The following is a 16,345-nucleotide window of genomic DNA, read 5'->3' as shown; positions in this document are numbered from 1 at the left end:
AGAAAGACACCACGCACATGACCGCGCCCCGCATCGACATCGACATCCTCCGCCGGCTCCCCAAGGCCGTCCTGCACGACCACCTGGACGGCGGACTGCGCCCCGCCACCGTCGTCGAGCTCGCGGCGGAGGTCGGCCACACCCTGCCCACCACCGACGCCGACGAGCTCGCCGCCTGGTACTTCGAGGCCGCCAACTCGGGCGACCTGGTGCGGTACATAGCCACCTTCGAGCACACCCTCGCCGTCATGCAGACCCGCGAGGGCCTGCTGCGCACCGCCGAGGAGTACGTCCTCGACCTGGCGGCGGACGGCGTCGTCTACGGCGAGGTCCGGTACGCCCCCGAGCTGATGCTGAACGGCGGGCTGACGCTCCCCGAGGTCGTCGAGACGGTTCAGGAGGGCCTCGCCGCGGGCATGGCCAAGGCCGCCGCCGCGGGTACGCCCGTCCGGGTCGGCACCCTCCTCTGCGGTATGCGCATGTTCGACCGCACCCGGGAGACCGCCGACCTCGCGGTCGCCTTCCGGGACGCGGGCGTCGTCGGCTTCGACATCGCCGGCGCCGAGGACGGCTTCCCGCCCGCCGACCACCTCGACGCCTTCGCGCACCTGCGCCGCGAGAACGTGCCCTTCACCATCCACGCCGGCGAGGCCCACGGCCTGCCCAGCATCCACCAGGCGCTCCAGGTGTGCGGCGCCCAGCGCATCGGGCACGGCGTGCGCATCACCGACGACATCGTGGACGGCAAGCTCGGCCGTCTCGCCGGCTGGGTGCGCGACCGGCGGATCGCGCTGGAGATGTGCCCGACGTCCAACCTCCAGACCGGTGCCGCGACCTCGATCGCCGAGCACCCGATCACCGCGCTGAAGGACCTCGGCTTCCGCGTCACGCTCAACACGGACAACCGTCTGGTCTCCGGCACCACGATGACCCGCGAGATGTCGCTGCTCGTCGAGCACGCCGGCTGGGGCGTCGAGGACCTGCGCACGGTGACGGTGAACGCCCTCAAGAGCGCCTTCGTCCCCTTCGACGAGCGCACGGCCCTCATCGAGGACGTCGTCCTGCCGGGTTACGCCGCCGCGCTCTGAAGCAGCCCGCGCAGGTAGGCGGCCTGTCCGACGTGCTGCAGGTCGTCGGACAGGACGCTGACCAGCCGTACGCCCAGGGTGACCGGCGGATCCCAGCGCTCGTCCACCACGCGCTCCAGGTCGGCGGCGGTCAGCGTCCGCAGTGCCTCGACGCTCTGCGCGTGCACGGCGTCGTGGTAGCCGGTCAGCAGACCGCTGTCATGGACCCGCACCTTCGCGACCTGCTCGGCGCTGTGCCCGTATCCGGTGTCCTCGCGCGGCAGGTCGAGGCCGAACCGTTTCTCCCAGTCCTGGGTCAGCCACACCTGGTCGAGCCCGAAGGCGTCGGCCATGTGGTCGTCCTGAACCCGGGTGAGGTGCCAGACGAGCCAGGCGACCGAGTTGGCCGCGGCGGCGGGCCGGCTGTTGAGGGCGTCGGGGTCCAGGCCGTCGACAGCGGCGCGGACCTCTTCCTGGACGCGGTTGTACCCGTCGATGAGGATGTCCTTCGCATGCATAGGTCCACCATCGCCCAGCGGGCGCTCACGCGCCCCCTGTTTCCAGCAGCCCCATGAGTGCCCGGGCCGCCGGGCTGGTCGCCCGGGCCGGCGGCAGCAGGGCCACCGTCTCGTAGGCAGCCTCGCCCGTGCCCTCGAGGGCGAGGGCGGTGAGGGCCTTGCGCTTGCGCCGGAAATGGCGCGGCACCACGGCGACGCCGAGGTTCTCGTCCACCAGGTCCAGCAGGCTGTGCACGTCGTTGACCTCCAGGGCCACCGTGCGGTGCACCCCCGCGTCGGCGAACGCGGCGTCGGTGGCGCTGCGCGGCCCCCAGTCCGGGTGGAAGTCCACGAACACCTCGCCGGCCAGGTCGTGTGGCGTCAGGGCCGCCGACGCTCCGGCGAGGCGGTGGTCGGGGTGGCACAGGACGTACATCGGTTCGGCCGCCAGCGGGACGCAGCGCAGCTGGTCGGTGTCGGTCTGGGTGCGGTAGGCGAAGGCCAGGTCGAGCCGGCCGGCCGCCACCTCCTCGCCGAGCGCGCCCGAGCCGGTCTGCCGCAGCCGGATCTCCACGTCGGGGTGGCGCCGCCGGAATGCCGCCAGCAGCCCTGCCACGTGCACCCCGGCGATGCACTGCTCGGTGCCCACCGAGAGGGTGCCGCGGACCACGCCCTGCACGGCGGCGACCGCCTCGTGGGCCGCCCGCACCTGCGCCAGGACGCGCTCCGCCTCCCCGAGCAGCGCCCGGCCCGCCTCGGTCAGCGTCACCCGCCGGGTGGTCCGGACGAAGAGGGGGGCGCGCAGCTCCCGCTCCAGGGACCGGATCGACGCCGACAGGCCGGACTGGGAGACCATCAGGCGTTCGGCGGCCCGGGTGAAATGCTGGTCCTCGGCGACGGCTACGAAGTGCTGGAGGTGGCGCAGTTCCATGATTGAGAAGCGTATCCGCTGAATCTCATCGGATTCTTCTGTTGGACCACTGCCCGCAGGCGGGGTCAGAGTGGGTGACGGTCCCTGAAACGGATCTTTCCGGACCCGCCTTTCCCGGGACCTGCATCCCCGGACCCGAGCCTCCCCAGGCCGGGGCTTCCCGGACCCGATCGTCGTGCCAACCCCTCATGGAGTCGCGTTGTACACCGCACACCCCGACCGTTACGCGGACATGCCCTACCGGCGCACCGGACGCAGCGGCCTGAAGCTTCCCGCGCTGTCGCTCGGTCTGTGGCACAACTTCGGCCCGGACCGCCCCGTCGAGACGCAGCGGGCCATCCTGCGCCGCGCCTTCGACCTCGGCATCACCCACTTCGACCTGGCCAACAACTACGGTCCGCCGCCCGGCGCGGCCGAGTCCGCCCTCGGTGAGTTCCTCCGGACCGACTTCGCGCCGTACCGCGACGAGCTGGTGATCTCCACCAAGGCGGGCTACCTGATGTGGCCCGGCCCGTACGGCGAGTGGGGCTCGCGCAAGTACGTGCTGTCGTCGCTGGACCAGAGCCTGAAGCGGATGGGTCTGGACTACGTGGACGTCTTCTACTCGCACCGTCCGGACCCGGAGACTCCGCTGGAGGAGACGATGGGCGCCCTGCACTCGGCGGTCCAGCAGGGCAAGGCGCTGTACGTCGGCGTCTCCAACTACTCGGCGGAGCAGACCCGGGAGGCGGCCCGGATCCTCGGTGAACTGGGCACCCCGCTCCTCATCCACCAGCCGCGCTACTCGATGCTCGACCGCCGCCCGGAGAGCGAGGGCCTGCTGGACGCCCTGGACGAGCTCCAGGTCGGGTCGATCGTGTTCTCGCCGCTGGAGCAGGGACTGCTGAGCGGCCGCTATCTGAACGGCATCCCGGAGGACTCGCGGGCGGCGAGCGACAGCCCGTTTTTGAAGTCAGAGGCCGTCACCGAGGAACTCGTCGGCAAGCTGCGCGCCCTCGACGACATCGCCAAGTCCCGCGGCCAGTCCCTCGCCCAGCTCGCGCTCGCCTGGGTGCTGCGCGGCGGCCGGGTGACCTCCGCGCTCGTGGGCGCGAGCAGCGCCCGCCAGATCGAGGACAGCGTCGGCGCGCTTTCCCGCCTGGACTTCGAGGCCCAGGAGCTGACCCGGATCGACGCGGTGATCAACGGCTGAGCTAATTCGGCGTTGAGCGTTCCGTTTGCGGCACCGCGTTCCCTTCACGGTGTCGGGTGTTCCGTTTCCGGCATCGCGTGATTCCGTTCATGGAATCGGGAGTCCGTTTCCGGCATCGCGCCTTCCGTTTACCTCCATGTCGTCGTCGCGCTCATGACGTCCTCCGCCCGCAGCGGTCGTATGGCGATCTCTCACCGTCTGGCCGCTGCGAGCGGGATATCCCTCGCCTCAGGACTCAGGCTCCGGCCGGCACGCGGTCCAGGAACCCCAGGACGGACGTGATCCGATCCTGCGCGTCCAGCGTGATGACGTCGGATCCGGCCACCGGGGCGGCGCCCCCGGCCTCGCTCACCAGCTCCCAGGAGAACCGGGCCGTGTCGTGGTGGCCGTCGACCGCGCCGGAGAGCCGGAAGAGGAAGCCCGGGAACCGGGCGTGCGCCGCCGCGACCACGGCCGCGATCTCCTCGTGGCCGCGGACGTCGGCGAGGGGGTCGGTGTACGTGCCCCGCACGGCCCACGCGGCGGCGACGGCCTTCGCCAGCGCCTCGGGCTCCCGTGCGTTCCAGGCCTCGAAGTAGCGGGCGACGGCGTTCTCGTAGCGTTCGGTGTTCGCGGACATGGGAAATCAGCCCCCAAGAAAGGTCGTCGACACTGGTCAGGTCCCGGATTACGGCCTTCGTCGATCCGGTGTGACCACCTTGCCGCGCCCGCCGCCCCGGGTCGATTACCCGCCGGGTAATGACGGGGTCCGGCAAAGCTCGCCGCATTTCGGCCATGAACCGCCGGGAATATGCCAGGAGACTGGCTAAAAAGACATGGTGACACTGTTTCAGCAGTGAACATACTCGAACCTCGGGGGCAGTTTCCCCACAGGAGCCGCACGGAAAGCGAGGCGCGACCGGCAAGCGAGCACCGGGGGAGAGAGACGTGCACGACGAATTCCTGTGTCATGTCACCGCGTACGGCGTCTGCGACGGCCGGCGCATCGGCGTGCCGCTCGGCACCTACCGCGCGCCGACGCTGGCGCTCGCCCTGTGGTGGCTGCGGGACCGGGCGTCCTGGATGGCCGAACGACTGGATCCGCTGCCCGAGAGCGAATATTTTCCGCCGGGGGCGCTCGTCCCCGTCGCCGACACCGTGCAGGACGTGCCCGGGCTGCTGCGGGCCTGGTGCGCCGACGCGGGCCGGCAGGAGTTGGTGGCCGACGAGTTGGCGGGCGGCAGGCTGGTACGGATCGCGGTCAGCGACGACACCACCGAGTACGAGCTCCTCGCGGAGTCCGTCGACGCCCTGCGCATGCAGCGCACCGTCCCGGCTCTCGTCGTCCCGGTCGGCTGACGGGGCGCCGCGCAGGCCCGCCGTCCGCGCGCACCACTCGCACCGCGCACACCCGTCGTCCACCTCCCGCCGGGCACACAAGGGTGCGAATCGATAGAATTCAGGCATGACGGAGCGGCCGGTCTCCTCGACTGCGCCCGAACTCGTGCTGGAGACCGAGGCGGGCTCCACTCTGCTGGTCCCGGGCCACGACTACCGCCTCGGGCGGGACCCGGAGAGCGACATCGTCATCGACGACAGCCGCGTCTCCTGGCACCACGCGGTGCTGCGCCCCGACGGCGACCACTGGACCCTCGAGGACGACCACAGCACCAACGGCACCTACGCCGACGGCCGCCAGATCCACGAGTGGGGTGTGGGCCCCGGCAGCGTGATCCGCTTCGGCAGCCCGTCCGACGGCCCCCGCGTCGTCCTGTCCGGCCTGGCGCCGGTGCCGCCCGAGCGGCCGTCGGCCGTCTCCATGCCCGCTCTGACAGGCACCTTCCGGCAGCCCACCAACGTCCGGCCGCTGCTCCCGCGCACCGTGCGCATCGGCCGCGCCGCCGACAACGACCTCGTCGTCGACGACCTCGTCGTCTCGCGCCGGCACGCCGAACTGCGCGCGCTGCCCGACGGCGGCCACGAGATCGTCGACCTCGGCAGCCACAACGGCACCTACCTCAACGGGCTGCCCGTCGAGCGTGCCCCGGCCGGCCCCGGCGACATCGTCGGCATCGGCCACTCGGCGTTCTGCCTGGTCGGCGACCAGCTCCAGGAGTACGTCGACACCGGCGAGATCTCCCTCGACGTGCAGGACCTGACGGTCACCGTCGACCACGGCCGCAAGGTGCTCCTCGACCACGTGTCGTTCCCGGTGGGGGAGAAATGCCTGCTCGCCGTCGTCGGACCCAGCGGCGCGGGCAAGTCCACACTGCTCGGCGCCCTCACCGGCCAGCGCCCCGCCGACCACGGCACCGTGGTCTACGACGGCCGCGACCTCTACCGCGACTACGCCGAGCTGCGCCAGCGCATCGGCCTCGTCCCGCAGGACGACATCCTGCACGCCCAGTTGACCGTGCGCAGCGCCCTCGCCTACGCCGCCGAACTGCGCTTCCCGCAGGACACCGCCAAGGCGGAGCGCCGCGACCGGGTCGAGGAGGTGATCCGGGAACTCGGCCTCCAGGAACGCGCCGACCAGCCCGTGCACAGCCTCTCCGGCGGGCAGCGCAAACGCGTCAGCGTCGCACTGGAACTGCTCACCAAGCCCTCGCTGCTCTTCCTCGACGAGCCGACGTCCGGCCTCGACCCCGGCATGGACCGCTCGGTGATGCACATGCTGCGCGGCCTCGCCGACGACGGCCGCACCGTCATCGTCGTCACGCACAGCGTCCTCAGCCTCGACGTCTGCGACCGGCTGCTGGTGCTCGCGCCCGGCGGCAAGGTCGCCTACTACGGGCCGCCCGAGGACGCGCTCGCCTTCTTCGGCTTCGAGCAGTGGCCCGAGGCCTTCGAGGCCTTCGAACGCGACCAGGACCGGGACTGGGCGGGGGAGTACCGCGACTCGCCGTCGCGCCGGCGCTACGTCCTCGACGACAGCGAACAGCCCCGGCTGCCCCGCTCCGGACCGGTGATCATGCTGCCGCCGCCGCGGCCCCGCAGCCGGAGCGCCCAGGTCGGCACCCTGGTGCGCCGCTACACCGCCGCACTCGCCGCCGACCGCACCTTCCTCGCGATCATGATCGCCCTGCCGTTCGTCATGGGCGTCATGGCCCGGGCCCTCGCGGGCGGCGAGCTCACCCGGGACACCGCGATGAACGCGCTGCTCATCCTGTGCGTGGGCGGAGTCCTGACCGGAGCCGCCAACGCGGTGCGCGAACTCGTCAAGGAACGCGTGATCTACCAGCGCGAACGCGCCGTGGGCCTGTCCAGATCGGCGTACCTGATGTCCAAGGTGGTGGTGCTGGGCACGGTGACCGTCGTGCAGGCGGTGGTCCTCACGCTCGTCGCCCTGCTCGGCGTCGACCTGCACGCGCCCGGCGGCAAGGGCGTGCTGATGCCGCCCCTTATCGAGATCACCGTCGCCGTGGCGCTGCTGTCCTTCACCGCGATGATGCTCGGGCTCCTGGTGTCCGCGCTGGTGCGCAAGGAGGAGGTGACGATGCCGCTGCTGGTGCTGCTCGCCATCGTCCAGGTGGTCTTCTGCGGGGCGCTGCTGCAACTGAGCGGTGTGCCCGGCCTGGACCAGCTGTCGTGGCTGGTGCCCTCGCGGTGGGCGCTCGGCGCGATGGCCGGCACCATCGGGCTCTCCCGGATCGTGCCCGGCGACCTCACCGGCGACCCGCTGTTCGAGCACTCGGCCGGTGTGTGGCTGCTCGACGTGGGCATGCTGCTCGTGCTTTCGGCGGCCTTCGGATTCCTCGTCTCCCGGCTGCTGCGCCGGCACGAGCCCGCGGTGATGCGGAAGTAGGGCGGCGCATGACGACTCCCGGATTCAGCCCCACCCACGTCGTCCCCCAGCACGGCATGCCCGCCTGGGAGGAGCCCGATCCGGCCCGCCCCACCCTGCCGCTCGACCCGCTGCTGCCGGTCCGGCTCCTGGAGCGGCGCGGCGACTGGGGACGCGTGCTGTGCTCCAACGGCTGGTCGGCCTGGGTGGACGGCCGCTGTCTGGTCGCCGTCCCCAAGGACCCGCCCCGCTCCGACGGTCCGCACACGACCGCGGCCGACCCCCGTCCCCTCCTCGACCGCGCCGAACAGGCCCTGGCCCGCTATCGGGCGGCGATGGAGGAACTGGCGGACGGCGACCTCGACGGCGAGTCCTTCCGCCGCCGCACCCAGGGGCTGCGGATCGGCGTGGTCGTCGACGGCGAGGACGTCTGGATGTACGACCCCGTCGGCAGCCGCTGGGTGTACGGCGACGGGGCGCGCCTCAGCACGTACGCGACGGACCGTGCGCCGCACGTGGCGGCCGACCCGCCGCCGGACCCGGCGCGGAGCCGTGGCCCCGACCGGGATCACAGCCGGGACCAGGACCGGGACCAGGACCGGGCCGGGAACCAGGACCAGGGCCCGCGGAAGGACCTCGACCACACCGTCACCCGGATCGTGAACCGGGACGGGAGACCCTGATGCCGCACACGACCAGCCCGTTCTCCGGCCGCCCCTCCGAACTGGTCGGCCGGCAGCTGGCCGGCTACCGCATCGAGCGGGAGATCGGCCGCGGCGGCATGGCCGTCGTCTACCGCGCCCACGACCTGCGCCTGGACCGGACGGTCGCGCTCAAGCTGCTCGCCCCGGAGCTGGCCCGCAACGACGTCTTCCGCAAGCGGTTCACGCATGAGTCGCGGGCTGCCGCGGCGATCGACCACCCGCACATCGTGCCCGTCTTCGAGGCGGACGAGACCGACGGCGTGCTGTACATCGCGATGCGCTACGTCGAGGGCAGCGACCTGCGCCATCTGCTCGACCGGCAGGGTCCGCTGCCGCTCGCGAAGGCCGTCCGCATCGCCGCGCAGATCGCCTCGGCGCTGGACGCCGCCCACGAGCACGGGCTCGTGCACCGGGACGTCAAGCCCGGCAACATCCTGGTGGCCAGGGGCACCGACACCGACCACCCCGAGCACGCCTACCTCACCGACTTCGGGCTGACGAAGAAGTCGCTGTCGCTGACCGGGTTCACCACGGTCGGCCAGTTCGTCGGCACGCTCGACTACGTCTCGCCCGAGCAGATCTCGGGCCGCCCCGTCGACGGCCGCTGTGACGTCTACGGTTTCGCCTGCGTCGTCTACGAGTGCCTCGCGGGCCGCCCGCCGTTCCTCCGCGACGACGACATGGCGCTGCTGTGGGCCCACCAGAACGCCGAACCGCCGGCCCTGACGCAGACCCGGCCCGACCTGCCACCGCACGTCGACGGGGTGTTCGTCCGGGCTCTCGCGAAGAGCCCGGACGACCGTCAGGACACCTGCGGCGCGTTCGTCGCCGAGCTGAGGTCGACGGCGGGCGGCGCGCACCGGGCGGCTCACCCGCCGACGGAGCGGGTCGACACCCTGCCGCCGGCCCCGGAGCCTCCGCTCTGGGCACGGCCGGTGTTCGGCGGCCGGCCCTGAGGCGCGTCGGCCTGAGAACCGTGTCGGCCCTGAGTTTCGTTTCGTCCGACCTGGGGTCCGCGTCGGCCCTGGGGGCCGCAGGAGCCCGCAGCAGCGGTGTCAGCGCGGCGGGGGCGGCGTTCTCCGGCGGCGGACCAGGCCCGCCAGGAGGGCGCCCAGGAACCCGGTGACCAGGCCCCACAACGCGGCCAGGCCCAGCGCCGACCACAGGCGGGGCCGCAGGAACAGCTCGCCGGACAGGTTGCCGCCGAGGTCGCCGAGCCCGAGCACGGACAGGCCGTAGTGCGCGGCGACCCGGCCGACCAGGCAGATCATCAGCACCGTGAGCACCAGCGCGACGGCCATGTGCAGGGCGTGCCGCCAGGCCGGCATGTCCGGCGGTGAGTGCGCCGCCAGCAGGAACCCGGCCCCCAGCAGCAGGACCGCGTCCACCACGACGAGCCACCAGACCCGGCCGTCGTACGCGGCGAGGGCGCCGAGGTCGAGCCGCGCGGTCTCCTTGCCGCGCAGCACCTGGTCCAGCACATGCGGCATCGGCAGCCCGAAGGGGCCCTCCACCCGGCCGTCCCAGGTGGCGCCCAGTCCGACGGTGAACATCAGCCACACCAGGTTGGGCAGGCCGAGCAGGATGACCGCGAGGGTCTGGGCGGCGTGCCCACGCGTCGCCGCGACGACGAGCGCGACGACGAATCCCAGGGCGACGCAGGCCAGCAGCAGCACGACCATCGCGTGCGCGGCCGGCCGCACCGGCTCCTGGAAACGCAGCAGCCGGGCCGGCAGCGGCGCTCCGCGCGCGACCAGCAGGGCCAGCACCAGCACACCGGCCAGCCACAGCAGTCCGACCGCGACCGTCGGCGCCACGTCCGTCGTGAAGCCGACCTCGGGACCGACGTCGAACAGGTCGCCCAGGTCGCTCAGCGTGCCGTCGCCGAGGGAGACCTTGAAGGTCTGGCGGGCGGCGAACGACAGGCCGAGCAGCCCGAGCACCCACACGACGGCGATCCGGGCCGCCCAGCCGGCCAGCTCGCCGGCGCCGGCCACCGCCCGGTGCCGCAGCGGCCACAGGAATCCGGCGCCGACGACGAGCGCTCCGACGAGGGTCACGGAGAGCGGGATCACCGTCAGGCCGGCCTCGGTCTCGGCGAGGCCGCCCGCGTCGCCGACGAGCTCGACCGTGCCGCCGACGGCCGTGACGACGGTGGCCGCGACCACCCGGGGGAAGGCGCCCTCGGGCAGGTCCGCGGCGCCGGCCGCCCACAGTCCCAGTGCGGCCGTCACGCCCATGGCGATCAGCCCGGCCAACGCTGTGACGACCGCGCGCCCCCAGCCGTGCGCCGGGAATCGTGCCTGGTCGTGGGGGGTGTGCGCACTCACCCTGCCACGCTAAGCAGCACCGGGGGAGTACGCCCGCCGGGAGGGACCGTCCGGGCCCGGCTTGCGGGTGACGCCCGACCGGAGCACACAATGGTCATGGTGGAAACAGCGGCGCAGACCGGGCGATTCCGGTTGCGCCGGTCGCACGTCCCGCAGGCGCGCGGTCCTGCCGTCACCGCCGATCGCCTCGGCCCGGTCGGACCGCGTGCGCGGGAGACCCCACGTCGGGAGTGCTCGTGAGCGTCGAACCGCCGTCGTCCGGCCGCCCCTCGGAACCGCCCACCGAACCGTCCGGGCGGCCGACCGGGCCGCCCTCCGGTCCGCTGTCCTCGGGTTCGTCGCAGCCGCCCCAGGGGCCGCCCTCCCAGCCGCCCGGCGGCGACTTCGGAGCGGGTGGCGGCCCGCCGCGCCGGCCGTGGTGGAGGTCCGCGCCCCGGATCGCGCTGATCGCCCTGGCCGTCGTGGCCGTCACCGCTCTCGCCCTCGTGCTGACCCTGCCCGGCGGCGGCGGCAAGTCCGACCAGGCCGGTGAGGTGTTCATGCAGCCGGCCGGCGACGTCGGCCCGGACCCGGTGACCACGACCTCCACGACGAAGACGTCCGTCCCGCCCGCCACGGTCGCCCCGTCGGGATCCGCCCCGGCCGGGAAGACCGTGCCCGCCGTCCGTGGCGGCGAGCCCGGACTGTACGGCGGCACCCGCAACGTCGCCAGCTGCGACGTGGAGCAGCAGATCAAGGCCCTCCAGCAGGCGCCCGACAAGAACAGGGCGTTCGCCTCGGTGGCCGGGATCGACCCGGCCGGCGTCCCCGCCTACCTGCGTTCGCTCACCTCGGTGCAGCTGCGCCTGGACACCCGGGTCACCAACCACGGGTACCGCGACGGCGCCGCCACCTCCTACCAGGCCGTTCTGCAGGCCGGCACGGCCGTCCTGGTCGACCGGCACGGCGTGCCCCGGGTGCGCTGCGCCTGCGGCAACCCGCTGACCCCGCCCGTCGCCCAGCAGAGCGGCTACCGGCGGACCGGCCAGTCGTGGCCGGCGTACAGCCCCGCGACCACCGTCACGGTCATGCCCTCGACGACCGTGATCAAGGCCTTCGTCCTCTACGACCCCGACCACTCCCACCACTGGTTCGCCCGGCGGCCGGGCGACGACGGGCACAAGGACCGGCCCACGCACCCGCCGGCGCACACGACGCCGTCCATCATCGTCGCCCCGCCGAGCTCCCTGACCAGTCCCGCGTCCCCGCCGTGCGTGTCGCCGTCGACCGGCGCGACCGGTGACGCGACCGGCGCCAGCCCGCCGGGATGCGTCCTGCCGCCGTCGTCCGGCTCGTCCACCGAGGCGCCGTCCTCTAAGCCGCCGTCCTCCGAATCCCCGAGCTCGAAACCGCCGTCCTCCGAGCCGCCGAGTTCCGAGCCGCCGTCCTCGAAGCCGCCGTCGTCCGAAGCGCCGGCGCCGCCCTCCTCGTCGAGCTCGCTGTCCGAGCTGTCGAGCGCGCCCGGCAGCTCCCTGTCCTCGGGCAGCTCCCTGTCCTCGCTGCCCCAATAGACGCCGGAACCGGCCGCGACGAGCCGTTCGACTCGCTCACGGCCGGTTCCGTCCGGGGCCGCCCGCAGTGTGAGCCACCGCATGGCCGTAGCCTGAACAGGTCAGGAATGACGGGGACTGCACGGCGCGGCACGGGGTACCAGCACTGGTGCACAGCAGCGTCCGGCCAGTCCGGCCTCCAAGAGAGAACTGCATGATCGAGCATCTGGACGGGGCAGTGATACCGACTGGCTTCGACGTACCCGTGGAACCGCTACGGCGCGCGGCGCACTACACCGGCGACCCCGGCTGCATAGCCGAGGCCCGTGCCTTCGCCGCGCATTTCGTCGACCAGCTCAGGACCGAGTGGTGCGCCACGGTGGGCGACCGCGTGTGCGGTGACGTGATGCTGGTGGTCAGCGAGCTGGTCACCAATGCCGACCGGCACAGCAACGGGCCGTACATTTTGGAGCTGGAGGGCACCGGGGCCTCGGTCACCGTGAGCGTCTACGACAGCAGCGACGCCCTGCCCATGCGCTACCCCAAGGACCCCGAGCGGGTCGGCCGGCACGGTCTGGAGATCGTGCACGCGGTGGCGGTGCAGGTCACCGCGGAGCGGGTGCCGGTCGGCAAGCGGGTCCGCGCGGTGCTCAGCTTCGGACCGCCGGCCCGCTAGCTCAGAGGCCGGACAGGTCAGATGCCGCGAACAGGTCAGGCGCAGCCCAGTTCGCCCAGCATGCCCTGGCGCAGCCGGCCGATGATCCGCTTGATCAGGCGGGACACGTGCATCTGGGAGCAGCCGAGTCGCTCGCCGATCTCCGCCTGGGTGGCCTCCTCCACGAACCGCAGGTGGATGATCCGCCGGTCGCGCTCGCTGAGCTCCGCCATGAGCGGGGGCGAGCGAGTGGAAGTCGTCGACGAGTCCCAGCCTGGCCTCCTCCACGCCGATGAAGTCAGCGAGGACCGACTCGCCCTGCTCGGGGCCGTCGCCGGTGATCGCCGCGTCGAGCGAGGAGGAGTTGTAGCCGTTGGAGGCGATCTGCGCCTCGACCACCTGCTCGGGCGAGAGGTTCATCAGCGTGGCCAGCTCCGCCACCGTCGGCTCCCGGTCCAGCCGGCTGGACAGCTCGTCGCGGGCCTTCGCCAGCTCGACGCGCAGCTCCTGGAGCCGCCGCGGAACGTGCACCGCCCACGTCGTGTCCCGGAAGAAGCGCTTGATCTCGCCGACGATGTACGGCAGCGCGAACGACGTGAACTCGACCTCGCGCGCGACCTCGAACCGGTCGATGGCCTTGATCAGGCCGATCATCCCGGTCTGGACGATGTCCTCCATGTCGTCCCCCCGTCCGCGGAACCGGCCCGCCGCGAAACGCACCAGGGACATGTTCATCTCGATGAGGGTGTTGCGCGCGTACTGGTGCTCGGGTGTGCCCTCCTCGAGAACGGCCAGCCGCCGGAAGAACTGGCGCGACAGCTCGCGCGCGTCGCGTGGAGCCACGCTCCGCGGCGCCTCGATGCCGGGCAGCGGTGCGCCGTGCGGTCCGGCCCCGGCGGCGTTCTCGATGATCTCGGCCTCCGACCGGACAGCGGCGGTCTGCATGGCCTCTCCCTCGAAAGTCGCGGTACTCGGTCACCGTGCCCGCACCGTCACGGTTCGGCGTGTGTCGTGCTCGTTCCGTGAGCGGGCACCCGCATACGGCACCGCTCGGGGTGCGGGTACCCGCTCACGGACGACCCATGCGTGCCCGGACGGGCCGCGGTGGCACGCCCCGCGCCGCCGCGGCCGGTCCGGGGCCCCCGATTCCACCGAGGGCGCAACGCACCCCCTCTTCCCGGGGCGGCCCGCTCTCCTAGGCTGGGAAGGTGAGCCACCAGACGCCGAACCGAGCCCGCGTGATCCCGCTGCGCCCGTCCGCCGAGCGCCCGGACACCGCCCCCGCCGTCCCCGTGCCCGCCGCGGCGCCCGGGACGGCCCCCAGGCCGACGCCACGGGAACCCCTGCTGCGCGATCTCGTCGGAGACGTCCTGCGCCGTGAACGCCAGGCGCAGGAGCGCACGCTCAAGGACGTCGCCGACGAGGCGCGCATCTCCATGCCGTACCTCTCGGAGGTGGAGCGGGGCCGCAAGGAGGCTTCCTCGGAGGTGCTCGCGGCCGCCGCCCAGGCCCTCGGGCTCAGCCTCGCGGACCTGCTGTCCCGGGCCCAGGGAGAGCTCGTCCGGCACGCCGGCCGCCGCCCAGTGCGGAGCCGGGCGACGACCGCCTCCGCGTACGACGGGCTCTGCCTGGCCGCCTGACGAGCCGAGCGGGCCGGCGTCTCACACCGTCGGGGGACGCCGGCTCAGCACCTCGTCGGCCAGGCCGTACGCGACCGCCTCCTGCGCGGTGAACACCTTGTCGCGGTCCATGTCCGCGCGCAGGGCGGGGACGTCGTGTCCGGTGTGCCGGGCCAGCACCTCCTCCACCTGGGCGCGGATCCGGACCATCTCCTTGGCCTGCAGGGCGAGATCGGAGACCGTGCCCTGCCGGCCGCCGCTGGCCGGCTGTCCGAGCAGCACGCGCGCGTGCTCCAGGACGAGCCGCCGGCCGGGATCGCCGCCCGCCAGCAGCACGGCCGCCGTCGACGCGGCCTGCCCGACGCAGAGGGTGGAGATGGGCGCCCGGACGAACGTCATCGTGTCGTAGATCGCCATCAGCGAGGTGAACGAGCCGCCGGGGGAGTTGAGGTAGATCGAGATCTCGCTCTCCGGGGACGCCGCCTCCAGATGCAGGAGCTGCGCGATCACGACGTTGGCGACGCCGTCGTCGATCTCGGTGCCGAGGAAGATGATCCGCTCGGCCAGCAGCCGGCTGAACACGTCGTAGGACCGCTCGCCCTGCGGGGTCCGCTCGACCACGTTCGGAATCGTGTAGGTCCCCATGTCACAGCCCCATCCGTCGCTTCTGCGCGGCCGGGCGGACGTCCGCGAGGGACTCCACGACCCGGTCCACCATCCCGTACTCCCTGGCCTCCTCGGCCGTGAACCAGCGGTCGCGGTCGCCGTCCCGTGAGATGGTCTGCGGGGACTGCCCGGTGTGCTCGGCGGTGATCCGCTCGATGGTCCGCTTGGTGTGCTCCAGGTTCTCCGCCTGGATCTCGATGTCCGCCGTGGTGCCGCCGATCCCGGCCGACGGCTGGTGCATCATGACGCGCGCGTTCGGCAGCGCGTACCGCTTGCCGGCCGTGCCCACGCTGAGCAGGAACTGGCCCATGCTGGCCGCGAATCCCATCGCGAGGGTCGACACGTCGTTGGGGATCAGCCGCATCGTGTCGTAGATGGCGAGCCCGGCGTGCACCGATCCGCCGGGGCTGTTGATGTACAGGCCGATGTCGGTGCGCGGGTCCTCCGCCGACAGGATCAGCAGCTGCGCGCAGACCCGGTTCGCGGACACCTCGTCGACCTGGGTGCCCAGCAGCACGATGCGCTGGCCGAGCAGTTGGGCGGCGAGCTGGTCGTCGAAGCGGGAGGGCGCGGTGTCGCCCTCCGCGGCGCGGGGAGCGAACGTGGTGAGTGGAGTCATCGGGTCTCCTCGTCGTGGCGTGACGCCGTCGCGTGATGCCGTCGACTCCACTCTTGACCTCGGCGGACCCCCGCACGCCGGTTCTCTGCCGGTGGCAGATTCGCCGAGGGCAGAGCGGACGACACGGGTCGAGCGATGAGTTTCCGCACGGACGGGAGTCGATACCGGCGACCGCGTTCCCACCCAGGAGGTGCTCATGACCACCGACGGATTCACCACGTGTCTCTGGTTCGACGGCCAGGCCGAGGAAGCCGCCCATTTCTACGTCTCGGTCTTCAAGAACTCCACCATCGGCGCCATCGGGCGCTACAACGAGGCCGGCCCCGGTCCGGCCGGATCGGTGCTCGCGGTGGAGTTCACCGCCAACGGGCAGAAGTTCGTCGGCATCAACGGAGGCCCGCAGTTCACCTTCAGTGAGGCGATCTCCTTCCAGATCTACTGCGCGGACCAGGCCGAGGTCGACCACTACTGGACCAGGCTCACCGCGAACGGCGGCGAGCCCGGCCCCTGCGGGTGGCTGAAGGACAGGTACGGCGTGTCCTGGCAGGTCATCCCCGACGGACTGATCGAGATGATCAGCGACCCCGACCCCGAGAAGGCCACCCGCACCACCAAGGCCATGTACGCGATGGGCAAGCTCGACGTCGCCGCCCTGAAGAAGGCCTACGACGGCGCGTAGCCATCCCCCTGCCAGCCCCCCCCGCGGGCGCGTTCCCTTCCCCGACCCGGGGTGTTCGGCGCGCGATGCGCAGGCGGGGTGGCTAGCGTGAGGA

Annotated in this window: 16 protein-coding genes and 1 pseudogene; 10 read left to right on the top strand and 7 right to left on the bottom strand. The window is 72.4% G+C overall.

Annotation, left to right across the window (positions count from 1 at the left end; translation table 11 throughout):
* Positions 1-17: 17 nt before the first annotated feature.
* Positions 18-1,088 carry an adenosine deaminase gene (locus tag QF032_RS03340; protein ID WP_307039823.1) on the top strand — a complete coding sequence of 357 codons (1,071 nt, stop codon included), beginning with the start codon at positions 18-20 and terminating at the stop codon, positions 1,086-1,088.
* Here the strand turns inward: QF032_RS03340 and QF032_RS03335 are convergent.
* Positions 1,070-1,585 carry a mycothiol transferase gene (locus QF032_RS03335; protein ID WP_307039821.1) on the bottom strand — a complete coding sequence of 172 codons (516 nt, stop codon included), beginning with the start codon at positions 1,583-1,585 and terminating at the stop codon, positions 1,070-1,072. The two genes, QF032_RS03340 and QF032_RS03335, sit on opposite strands and share 19 nt — an antisense overlap.
* Positions 1,586-1,610: 25 nt before the next feature.
* Complete coding sequence (locus tag QF032_RS03330; RefSeq protein WP_307039819.1) at positions 1,611-2,495, bottom strand: LysR family transcriptional regulator; 885 nt, start codon at positions 2,493-2,495, stop codon at positions 1,611-1,613.
* Between the two features lie 199 nt (positions 2,496-2,694).
* Between QF032_RS03330 and mgrA the strand changes: the two genes are divergently transcribed.
* Positions 2,695-3,687, top strand: a complete 993-nt coding sequence (gene mgrA / locus QF032_RS03325; RefSeq protein WP_307054811.1) for an L-glyceraldehyde 3-phosphate reductase — start codon at positions 2,695-2,697, stop codon at positions 3,685-3,687.
* A gap of 235 nt (positions 3,688-3,922) precedes the next feature.
* Here the strand turns inward: mgrA and QF032_RS03320 are convergent, their stop codons facing one another.
* On the bottom strand, positions 3,923-4,306 hold the full coding sequence (locus tag QF032_RS03320; RefSeq protein ID WP_307039817.1) for a nuclear transport factor 2 family protein: 384 nt from the start codon (positions 4,304-4,306) through the stop codon (positions 3,923-3,925).
* A gap of 308 nt (positions 4,307-4,614) precedes the next feature.
* On the opposite strand from QF032_RS03320, the gene QF032_RS03315 reads away from it, so the two are divergent.
* The 4 genes from QF032_RS03315 (at position 4,615) to QF032_RS03300 (ending at position 9,110) form a co-directional block, all read left to right on the top strand.
* Positions 4,615-5,025: a hypothetical protein gene (locus tag QF032_RS03315; RefSeq protein ID WP_306955034.1), complete on the top strand. Its 411-nt coding sequence runs from the start codon at positions 4,615-4,617 to the stop codon at positions 5,023-5,025.
* A gap of 106 nt (positions 5,026-5,131) precedes the next feature.
* Positions 5,132-7,471 carry an ABC transporter ATP-binding protein/permease gene (locus tag QF032_RS03310; RefSeq protein ID WP_307039815.1) on the top strand — a complete coding sequence of 780 codons (2,340 nt, stop codon included), beginning with the start codon at positions 5,132-5,134 and terminating at the stop codon, positions 7,469-7,471.
* A gap of 8 nt (positions 7,472-7,479) precedes the next feature.
* On the top strand, positions 7,480-8,133 hold the full coding sequence (locus QF032_RS03305; RefSeq protein ID WP_373430285.1) for a hypothetical protein: 654 nt from the start codon (positions 7,480-7,482) through the stop codon (positions 8,131-8,133).
* Positions 8,133-9,110, top strand: coding sequence for a serine/threonine-protein kinase (locus tag QF032_RS03300; protein ID WP_307039813.1), 978 nt, complete (start codon positions 8,133-8,135; stop codon positions 9,108-9,110). The genes QF032_RS03305 and QF032_RS03300 overlap by 1 nt, the downstream gene beginning before the upstream one ends.
* A gap of 99 nt (positions 9,111-9,209) precedes the next feature.
* On the opposite strand, the gene QF032_RS03295 is transcribed toward QF032_RS03300, so the two are convergent.
* On the bottom strand, positions 9,210-10,484 hold the full coding sequence (locus tag QF032_RS03295) for a streptophobe family protein (RefSeq protein ID WP_307054809.1): 1,275 nt from the start codon (positions 10,482-10,484) through the stop codon (positions 9,210-9,212).
* Between the two features lie 236 nt (positions 10,485-10,720).
* Here QF032_RS03295 and QF032_RS03290 point away from each other — a divergent pair, with 236 nt between their 5' ends.
* Both QF032_RS03290 and QF032_RS03285 read left to right on the top strand, forming a co-directional pair.
* Complete coding sequence (locus QF032_RS03290; RefSeq protein ID WP_307039809.1) at positions 10,721-12,034, top strand: DUF6777 domain-containing protein; 1,314 nt, start codon at positions 10,721-10,723, stop codon at positions 12,032-12,034.
* Positions 12,035-12,227: 193 nt separating this feature from the next.
* A complete protein-coding gene (locus tag QF032_RS03285) occupies positions 12,228-12,689 on the top strand; it encodes an ATP-binding protein (RefSeq protein WP_306955042.1) in 462 nt (153 codons plus the stop codon).
* A 35-nt stretch (positions 12,690-12,724) separates the two neighbouring features.
* Here the strand turns inward: QF032_RS03285 and QF032_RS03280 are convergent.
* Positions 12,725-13,613 (bottom strand): annotated as a pseudogene (locus QF032_RS03280) (RNA polymerase sigma factor SigF).
* A gap of 263 nt (positions 13,614-13,876) precedes the next feature.
* Between QF032_RS03280 and QF032_RS03275 the strand changes: the two are divergent.
* Complete coding sequence (locus tag QF032_RS03275) at positions 13,877-14,308, top strand: helix-turn-helix domain-containing protein (RefSeq protein ID WP_307054807.1); 432 nt, start codon at positions 13,877-13,879, stop codon at positions 14,306-14,308.
* Positions 14,309-14,329: 21 nt separating this feature from the next.
* On the opposite strand, the gene QF032_RS03270 is transcribed toward QF032_RS03275, so the two are convergent.
* On the bottom strand, positions 14,330-14,932 hold the full coding sequence (locus QF032_RS03270; RefSeq protein WP_307039803.1) for a ClpP family protease: 603 nt from the start codon (positions 14,930-14,932) through the stop codon (positions 14,330-14,332).
* 1 nt (position 14,933) lies between these two features.
* On the bottom strand, positions 14,934-15,572 hold the full coding sequence (locus tag QF032_RS03265) for an ATP-dependent Clp protease proteolytic subunit (protein ID WP_307039801.1): 639 nt from the start codon (positions 15,570-15,572) through the stop codon (positions 14,934-14,936).
* A gap of 196 nt (positions 15,573-15,768) precedes the next feature.
* Here QF032_RS03265 and QF032_RS03260 point away from each other — a divergent pair, with 196 nt between their 5' ends.
* Complete coding sequence (locus QF032_RS03260) at positions 15,769-16,251, top strand: VOC family protein (RefSeq protein ID WP_306955052.1); 483 nt, start codon at positions 15,769-15,771, stop codon at positions 16,249-16,251.
* Positions 16,252-16,345: the final 94 nt, after the last annotated feature.

Source organism: Streptomyces achromogenes, from assembly GCF_030816715.1.
GTDB classification, from domain to species: domain Bacteria; phylum Actinomycetota; class Actinomycetes; order Streptomycetales; family Streptomycetaceae; genus Streptomyces; species Streptomyces achromogenes_A.
The sequence above is the reverse complement of the archived record's forward strand: the minus strand, read 5'-3'. Positions and strand labels throughout refer to the sequence as shown.

Excerpts from the sequence above, each read along its gene's own strand:
- QF032_RS03340 (WP_307039823.1), top strand. The coding sequence starts at position 18 with ATGACCGCGCCCCGCATCGACATCGACATCCTCCGCCGGCTCCCCAAG.
- QF032_RS03335 (WP_307039821.1), bottom strand. The coding sequence starts at position 1,585 with ATGCATGCGAAGGACATCCTCATCGACGGGTACAACCGCGTCCAGGAA.
- QF032_RS03330 (WP_307039819.1), bottom strand. The coding sequence starts at position 2,495 with ATGGAACTGCGCCACCTCCAGCACTTCGTAGCCGTCGCCGAGGACCAG.
- QF032_RS03320 (WP_307039817.1), bottom strand. The coding sequence starts at position 4,306 with ATGTCCGCGAACACCGAACGCTACGAGAACGCCGTCGCCCGCTACTTC.
- QF032_RS03310 (WP_307039815.1), top strand. The coding sequence starts at position 5,132 with ATGACGGAGCGGCCGGTCTCCTCGACTGCGCCCGAACTCGTGCTGGAG.
- QF032_RS03305 (WP_373430285.1), top strand. The coding sequence starts at position 7,480 with ATGACGACTCCCGGATTCAGCCCCACCCACGTCGTCCCCCAGCACGGC.
- QF032_RS03300 (WP_307039813.1), top strand. The coding sequence starts at position 8,133 with ATGCCGCACACGACCAGCCCGTTCTCCGGCCGCCCCTCCGAACTGGTC.
- QF032_RS03285 (WP_306955042.1), top strand. The coding sequence starts at position 12,228 with ATGATCGAGCATCTGGACGGGGCAGTGATACCGACTGGCTTCGACGTA.
- QF032_RS03270 (WP_307039803.1), bottom strand. The coding sequence starts at position 14,932 with ATGGGGACCTACACGATTCCGAACGTGGTCGAGCGGACCCCGCAGGGC.
- QF032_RS03265 (WP_307039801.1), bottom strand. The coding sequence starts at position 15,572 with ATGACTCCACTCACCACGTTCGCTCCCCGCGCCGCGGAGGGCGACACC.
- QF032_RS03260 (WP_306955052.1), top strand. The coding sequence starts at position 15,769 with ATGACCACCGACGGATTCACCACGTGTCTCTGGTTCGACGGCCAGGCC.